We start from the raw sequence: 6,250 nt of genomic DNA on the forward strand, positions 1-6,250 counted from the left end.
TTTCCTTTGGCGAGAAAATGGCCGAATTATAACAGCTGGCCATCTAATCTGAGAAATTGCACTTATTATCCGAATTTAGGCCTTCTAAAATAGACTAACTTTCAACTTATATAACTGATAGCTATCAGTAACTTCCTCTTTGCTTACTCTGCTGAAAATATTTATATGAAGGCTGTATACTTTATTTCCAGATTTTTTTTACAATTCGTAACCTGTAATAAAAATTTAATAACTACAAAATTGATTTGTTTGATTTAATCGTAATTATACTTTTACATTGCTAATATATGTTAACATTGTGTGATATCACATGTTTTACAAAAACAATGACTGTTTTTGATTTTTTGATTGCGCTGGAGACTTTTGGGTGAAAATATCACAACGTTTATTTTGGCCGTTACTTTTTGTTTGCCCACTTTTAGCGGCTGAGCCGTTTGAAGACGAAGACCTTGATCTTGATGCTTTAATGGGCATGGATGTGCAAGCAACTTCTGCAATGAAAAGAGCGCAATCAGCATTTGATACCGCTTCATCTATTTATGTTTTAAGTAAAGAACAAATTACTAAATCTGGAGCAACCTCTGTTCCCGAAGCACTCAAAATGGTGCCTGGTTTAATTGTACGCCAGCTCGATAACAACCAATGGGCTATTTCATCAAGAGGCATTGCCTCTCGTTTTTCAAGCAAACTGTTAGTAATGATTGATGGGCAAAGCTTGTATACCCCAAAATTTGCGGCAGTTTACTGGGAAACCCTAAACGTGCCTTTGTACGATATTGAACGCATTGAGGTAATACGCGGGCAAGGCGGGTTACTTTGGGGAAGTAATGCAAATAATGGCGTTATTAATATTATCACTAAAAATAGTATTGATACTCGCGGTGGATACGCAAATATAACCACTGGTAACCAAATAAATGCTGATGCAAACCTTCGCTATGGTGGAGATATAAGTAACAAAGGAAGTTACCGAATTTACGGCCACTTAAAAGATGCCAATGAGTCAAAAAAAGGAATTTCACTCACTCCAAGCGATACAACCAAGCAAAATTCTTTAGGTTTTAGGGCTGACTTTACCCCTAGTGATGAGTGGTCAGCACTACTTCAAGGCGATATAACTCACTCAAAACTTGGCCAAAACTATCGAGGCGTTATAGATGAAACCAACGCAAACATTGCATTTTCGGATGATTTAAAACGAACAGACTCACGCATAATGGCAAGGTTAGAAAATAGAATGTCGCCAGATGCAAACCAGATGCTACAAGTTTCTTGGCTTAAACAAAATGGCTCTCAAAATTATATTAAAGAAGACTTTCAATCGATAGATATTGATTATCAGATGAACTTTATATATCAATCTCTACAACTAGATTGGGGCTTAAACTACCGATACAATTCTATATCTTTCGCAGAAAGCGTATTTTTAGATAGTGATAAAGACTTCGATAACCTCACACAATATGGTGCACTTGTCCAAGCTCAGTACAATGTGATTCCTGATACCCTTGACTTTATTATTGGTACTAAACTTGACCATAACGATTTAACTGGGTGGGAAAATCAACCATCAGCAAGACTTATTTATAAGCCAGCCGACAACAACATTGTATGGGGTGCTGTATCACGAAGTGTTCGAACTCCTACTCTAATTGAGTTTAACGATAACTTTAAAGTTAATGGTACAAAAGTAATAAACCTAGCGGGTATCAGTTCAGGCTTTGAACAAATAGACAACTATAGAATTCCAACATACCTAAATGGTAATGACAATGTTGAATCGGAAAACTATCTATCGTATGAATTAGGCTACCGATTTACAACTAACGACTGGTCGTTAGATTTATCGTCTTATTATACTGATGCTAAAAATGTAGCGGTTATTGATATGAATACTCATGCTGAGCAATTCATTCCTATACTCGATTTATTTCTAGCAGGGAGAATTCCAGAAGTCTTTCAAGCACTAACAATGACTCGCTTAGATTTAGACTTTGCATCTGTAGCAGACACAACCACTAAAGGGTTCGACCTAGTTGTATCATGGCAACCAGTTGATAACCTCAATACTGAGTTTGGCTATAGCTATACTGACTATAATTACGACTTACCTCCAAGAGTAGAACCGGCTATCGGCTATGACTCTAAAAACAGGCAGTTATTTGTAAAAGCCGATTATACATTCTTAGATGACCATAATGTATTTGCGACATTACGATCAGTAAACTCCAATGCATATAACACCGATAATTACACAACGTTAGATATTAGTTGGAATTGGCAGGCTACTCCAGTGTGGTCTACTGCAATTTCAGGTAAAAACCTATTTTCAGGTTCACATATTGAGTACAACAATACGCGCGAAACCTATACATTACCGAACTATATTGATGAATGTATTACATTCACTATTTCAGCAAATTTCTAAGTTAATTAGATGATTAAGTTAAGAAGTATAATTCACAGTAGCTTAATAACATTGACACTTTTTAGTGCCAGCGTTAGCGCTGTTGAAAAAGAATACATGTTAAAAGCAGGCTTCTTATATAACTTTGCACGTTTTGGACACTGGGATTATCAATTAGAATCCCTTAATGAATTTACTATTTGTAGCCCTGATAAATACTTTATTAATGTGGCTAATACCGCTTTAAAAAATCGCACGATAAAAAACTTACCTCTATACAACAAATTAATTACTCTTGATGAAGTCTCAACTTCTGCGTGTAACATGCTATTTATTACCTCGGATACATTTGCTCAATGGCAAAACATAACTCCTTTAGATCTAAAAAATATTATGGTCATTGGTGAAACAGACTCATTTATTGAAAATGGCGGCCATATCAAATTCTTTCTTTCCAGTGGTAAAATTCGCTTTGAAATTGCACCACAACAGCTTAAAGATGCAGGCATTACTATGAGTTCAAAAGTACTACGCCTAGCCCGCGTTGTAGAAAGGTAATGTAATGAAAAAACTATTTTCACTCAATACAATAAGTAAAAAATTATTATTCATCTTAATGAGTGTAGCGCTCGTATCTACCGCAATAGTGACGATTGTATTTAGTGCTTATGAGATCAGCAGCGCTAAAGAGGAGCAAATAGAAAGCTTAGGTTCTCTGTCAAAAATGCTTTCACCCAATATAACTACCGCACTTATGTTTGACGATATAGACGCAGTACAAGAACTTATAAACCCAATACTGATGCGTGCAGATGTCATTAGTATAATAGTAATGAGTACGACTGGTGAACAACTAGCTATTGCACACTCCGAAGATACACAAACAGAACAAAGCATTGAAGTTAATACTTTGCTGCAACTTGATATGTATAATTATGGTGTATTAAAGATACGTGCTAACGACAGCTACATTAAAGAAAGAATCACTTTTTATACCAAGTTTATAATGATCCTGATGGTATTTACCTTTGCGGTTAGCCTTATTTTGTCTCTTTTACTAAGACGTAAATTTTTAAACCCAATTTTATATTTAGCACAAACAGCCAGTAAAATAACAACATCACATGACTATAGTTTACGCGCAGAACAACTATCACAAGATGAAGTCGGACAGTTAACATCTTGTTTTAACGATATGTTATACAACATTGAGCAAAGAGAAAACTCGTTAGAAAACCAAGTTAGACTTCGCACTAATGAACTTGAAAATGCAAATATTCAGTTGCAACAATATGCCTACCAAGACGGATTAACCGATTTACCAAATAGACGGTATTTTTACGAGAAACTACAAAGCTTAGTAAGTGTTGAAGGAATGAAATTCGCACTTATATTTATAGATTTAGATGGTTTTAAAGAAGTAAACGATAGCCTTGGCCATGATTACGGGGATTTATTATTACATCAAGTAGGAGCCAGGCTTCAAAGCTGTATAACAAGTAAAGATACAGTAGCTCGTTTAGGCGGAGACGAATTTACATTAATTTTAGAGGGTGTAAACAGTCCAGATGAAGCATCAAAAATTGCCGAAGCTATAAAAAATAGCTTAATGCAGAGTATTAAAATAAAAAAAGAAACAGTATTTGTTACTGCAAGCATAGGTTTAACGTTTTTTCCTACTGATGGTTCAACAGTAGAAGAACTCGTTAAACGTGCGGATCAAGCGATGTACTTGTCTAAAAATAAAGGTCGAAATCGCTATGAGTTTTTCTCTTATGCTATTGAAGAAAAAGCCACAGAAAAACGTCGCCTAATAGAAGAAATACGCATAGCAATAACTCATAATCAATTTGAATTATATTACCAACCTATATTTTCAATTGATGGAGAATCTGTGCCAAAAGCTGAAGCCCTTATTCGTTGGAATCATCCTGACCGAGGCCTAATAGGACCCAATGAATTTATACCCGTCGCTGAAAAAAATGGGTTAATAAACGACATCGGTCAATGGGTAAAATCTCAAGCGATTCAAGATACCGTTCAATTTAACGTTTTGAGTAAAAAAACAATTCAAATAAGTGTAAATACATCACCGCTTGAAATTGATCGTGCAGGTTGTTGGGTGGATGATTGGATTGCAGCAAGTAGGGAATATCAGCTGCCTGCAAAAACTATATTAATTGAAGTAACTGAAAACACACTAATGGATCCAGACTCGTCAATACAGCGACAATTAAAACGGTTGAGCGCCATTGATATAGATATAGCTATTGATGACTTTGGTGTTGGATACTCTTCTCTTGCATATTTACAGCGTTTAGATATCGATATTTTAAAAATAGATCGCTCGTTTATCAATGACCTTGAATCTAATGATAATAGTATCGCTCTCGTTAAAGCAATTATTACTATGGCACATAATTTAGATGTTATGGTTGTTGCTGAAGGCGTAGAAACACAAAAACAATACGATCTATTAAAGCAGCTTGCTTGCGATTATATCCAAGGCTACATTTTTTCAAAGGCAGTTTCTAAAAAAGAGTTTATTAAAAAATATATAGAACAAAAAGAAGTTATCTAGCTTATGCCTGTTATGCTGAAATTTATTAATCCAACATGGAGCAACCCACTAACTCTTTAATTTAAATCCTATATATTTAGAGTTTAATCCCAAGCTATAACCAACGAGGCACAAGTTGTTTATACTCTTTGTATTGTGTAGAAAAACGATGAGCTAAATGAGCCTCTTCAACTAACGTTTGTCTATATATAGCTGCAAAACCAATAACTAAACAGGTCAAACTGAATACACTAGGTAAAGCTAAAAAGAAGCCGACCTGCGCTGCTACAACACCTAAGTACATCGGGTTTCTAGAATATTCATATAGCCCTGATGTTTTAAGCTCATGCGGTCCCTTGGGATCAATTCCTGAGCGCCAAAGTGCTGCCATATGAAAATGTACAAACATCGTTAAAATAAAGCCTGCGGTCAATAATACATCACCGAATAATACACCTGGCCAGCCATTCAGAATTGGGAATAATCCAAGATAACTATCTAACTCAGGTACAAACACCCTAATTACACATACAAACCAAATAGCAGCTCTGAAAAATTTAAAAACCATATGGTTCCACCAACTAGTACAGTATTTATCACCGGGATAAATAACGCCTGATGGTGTATCTCGATTTTTATAAATAATTCTAAATGTATAAAACCCCGCAACAAAAGTATAAAAAATAGCTAAGTAAATACGTGTAAATTCAACTAGCGAAGTAGAGTCATCTAAAAATGTTTCATAGGGCATCTAGTTACAGCTCACAATCATTATTGGTAGTAATTTTAAAACAACTAACTCAATAAATTTTAGTTATAAGGTCATGAAATTATATTAGTATTCATTGCCTTCATAAACAAGTTAAGTCAGAGGTTTGTTAACGAGTAATCATTAACTAATACCATTAATTTAAAATAACTTTGATTTATGAGGATCTCATACTTTTTATATAATACCAATCTGCTTATATATTTGAATTGATATTATTCACTCATATTTTTACATTCTATATATGCAAAAAACGACTATTTCGATTAGGACTTTCTTTAATTTTAAGTTTTGTAATATCGTAGTATCAACAGTGTGAAGAGCCGCAGTGAAATGCTGCACTTTTTTACAGCCGTGGATATTTTATGATTTTAACATCGGGAGTCGCTACGCTTGCCCGACCTACATGATGGGTGTTGGACGAGTGTACATTATACCAATCTGCCAAATTATGTGATCTAATTAGCATACTGATACTTATCTACTTTTACTAAATTGAACTTAGAAAAATCCA

General features: G+C 34.8%; 4 protein-coding genes. 3 read left to right on the forward strand and 1 reads right to left on the reverse strand.

Features of this window, described 5'->3' with window-relative positions:
* Positions 1-367 precede the first annotated feature (367 nt).
* From GQR55_RS19490 to GQR55_RS19500, 3 genes are read left to right on the forward strand one after another with little or no spacing between them, the layout of a single operon-like run.
* Positions 368-2,428: a TonB-dependent receptor gene (locus GQR55_RS19490; protein WP_166421901.1), complete on the forward strand. Its 2,061-nt coding sequence runs from the start codon at positions 368-370 to the stop codon at positions 2,426-2,428.
* A gap of 9 nt (positions 2,429-2,437) precedes the next feature.
* Positions 2,438-2,965: a YfiR family protein gene (locus tag GQR55_RS19495; RefSeq protein ID WP_166421902.1), complete on the forward strand. Its 528-nt coding sequence runs from the start codon at positions 2,438-2,440 to the stop codon at positions 2,963-2,965.
* A 4-nt stretch (positions 2,966-2,969) separates the two neighbouring features.
* The gene (locus GQR55_RS19500) at positions 2,970-4,988 is read left to right on the forward strand and encodes an EAL domain-containing protein (protein ID WP_166421903.1); all 2,019 of its coding nucleotides are present in this window, start codon (positions 2,970-2,972) and stop codon (positions 4,986-4,988) included.
* Positions 4,989-5,082: 94 nt separating this feature from the next.
* On the opposite strand, the gene GQR55_RS19505 is transcribed toward GQR55_RS19500, so the two are convergent.
* A complete protein-coding gene (locus GQR55_RS19505) occupies positions 5,083-5,718 on the reverse strand; it encodes an isoprenylcysteine carboxylmethyltransferase family protein (protein ID WP_166421904.1) in 636 nt (211 codons plus the stop codon).
* Positions 5,719-6,250: the final 532 nt, after the last annotated feature.

It is taken from the genome of Pseudoalteromonas sp. Z1A8, assembly GCF_011378855.1.
In the GTDB taxonomy this organism is placed as follows: Bacteria; Pseudomonadota; Gammaproteobacteria; order Enterobacterales; family Alteromonadaceae; genus Pseudoalteromonas.